We start from the raw sequence: 2,131 nt of genomic DNA on the forward strand, positions 1-2,131 counted from the left end.
GGTCTCCAGCGCCAAGTCCACCGTCAAGATCGACAGTACGACGATGGCGAAAGTGGAGCAAATACTGAAGGAAGCCGGTATTGCGGCGGATGCCGTCGCCCTGGACGAAACTTCTGTCAGGGCGCGGTTTGGCGATACCGATACGCAACTCAAGGCCAGGGACGCGATCCAGAAAGTACTGGCGCCGGATTCCGAAGATCCTCCGTATGTCGTTGCGCTCAATTTGCTATCGCTTTCACCTCCCTGGCTAGCCCGGCTTCATGCTTTCCCAATGTACCTCGGGCTTGACTTACGAGGCGGCGTGCATTTGATGCTGCAGGTGGACATGCAGGCCGCGCTAACCAAGCGCGCCGAGTCCCTGGTTGGCGACCTACGGACGTCGCTGCGTGAGAAAAATATCCGGCACGGCGGCATCGCTCGTAATGGACAGACCATTGACATCAAGGTGCGTGACTCTGCCACACTGGCATCGGCCAAAGCCCTGATTCAAGACCAGTTTCCCGACCTCCAGACTGCTGAGGTCCCCGAAGGCACGGAATACAAGCTTACGGCTACGATCAAGCCTGAGGCGGCGCGCCGCATTCAGGACCAGGCTCTCAAACAGAACATGGTGACCCTTCACAACCGGGTCAACGAACTGGGCGTCGCAGAGCCGGTAATACAGCAGCAGGGTATAGACCGCATTGTTGTGCAACTACCAGGTATTCAGGATCCTGCCCGGGTCCGGCGCATTATTGGCCGTACCGCCACCCTGGAAATGCGTCTGGTGGAAGACAGCGCTGAAGCCCGTGCTGCCATGACCGGGGGGGGCATGGTGCCCTTTGGGTCGGAAAAATTCCCCGATATCAGCGGCAATCCGGTGATTGTGAAGAAGCAGGTCCTTGTTACCGGTGAGAGCCTGACGGACGCCCAGGCCGGCTTCGATTCGCAAAAGCAGGAACCCAATGTATCCCTGACGCTGGATGCCAAGGGTGGGAGGGTGATGCGCGAAACAAGCCGCGAGAACATGGACAAGCCGATGGCCATCCTGCTGTTCGAAAAGGGCAAAGGGCAGGCTATTTCGGTGGCAACCATTCGCGGTGAACTGGGTACACGATTCAGCATCTCGGGCGCCATGAATATCAATGCCGCCAACGATCTCGCCCTGTTGCTGCGCGCAGGCTCGCTTGCCGCTCCCATGGAGGTCATTGAAGAGCGCACCATTGGCCCGACGCTGGGCGCCGACAACATTGCCAAGGGCTTTCACAGTGTGTCGTGGGGCTTCGTCGTGATCGTGGCGTTTATGGCGATCTATTACATGCTTTTTGGCCTGTTTTCCGGCCTGGCGCTTGCCGTCAACCTGCTGTTGCTGGTCGCGGTGCTGTCCATGCTGCAGGCTACCCTGACCTTGCCTGGCATGGCGGCGATGGCGCTCGCGCTGGGTATGGCCATCGATTCCAATGTGCTGATCAATGAGYGTGTGCGGGAAGAATTGCGAAACGGTGCCTCCGCGCAAGCGGCGATTCATGCAGGTTATGAGCGGGCCTGGGCAACCATTCTGGACTCCAACACCTCGACATTGATCGTAGGTCTTGCGTTGCTGGCTTTTGGGTCCGGCCCGGTCCGCGGCTTTGCCGTTGTGCATTGCATCGGTATCCTGACCAGCATGTTCTCAGCGGTGTTTTTCTCGCGCGGCCTGGTCAACCTCTGGTATGGCCGCCAGAAGAAGCTCAAGACGGTTTCCATTGGCACAGTGTGGCGGCCCACCACTTCGGGTGCGGTGGCGAAGTAAGCCCACGCCCGGCCCTTTTTTCCTGAATTTCCCAAGGACTCCAGATGGAATTTTTCAAAATCCGGCGTGACATTCCGTTTATGCGGCACGCCCTGATCTTCAATGCCATCAGCTTTGCCACGTTCGCTTTGGCAGTATTTTTCCTGTTCTCGCGCGGCTTGCACCTGTCCGTCGAATTCACCGGCGGCACCTTGATGGAGGTGAATTACACCCAGGCTGCCGATGTCGGAAAAATCCGCGATACGGTGGCGGGGTTGGGCTTCGCCGATGTGCAGGTCCAGAATTTCGGCACCTCACGCGACGTGATGATCCGCCTGCCGGCACAAAAGGGCGTAAGCACTGCGCAGCAAAGCGACAAGG

General features: G+C 58.5%; 1 protein-coding gene and 1 pseudogene. Both read left to right on the forward strand.

Annotation, left to right across the window (positions count from 1 at the left end):
- Positions 1 to 1,771 (forward strand): protein translocase subunit SecD (gene secD, locus AC1D1X_RS21445; RefSeq protein WP_477699123.1); only part of this gene is annotated, 1,771 nt, incomplete at its 5' end.
- Between the two features lie 44 nt (positions 1,772 to 1,815).
- Positions 1,816 to 2,131: pseudogene (locus tag AC1D1X_RS21450) on the forward strand (protein translocase subunit SecF); the annotation flags it as partial.

Source organism: Polaromonas sp. P1_G4, from assembly GCF_056405475.1.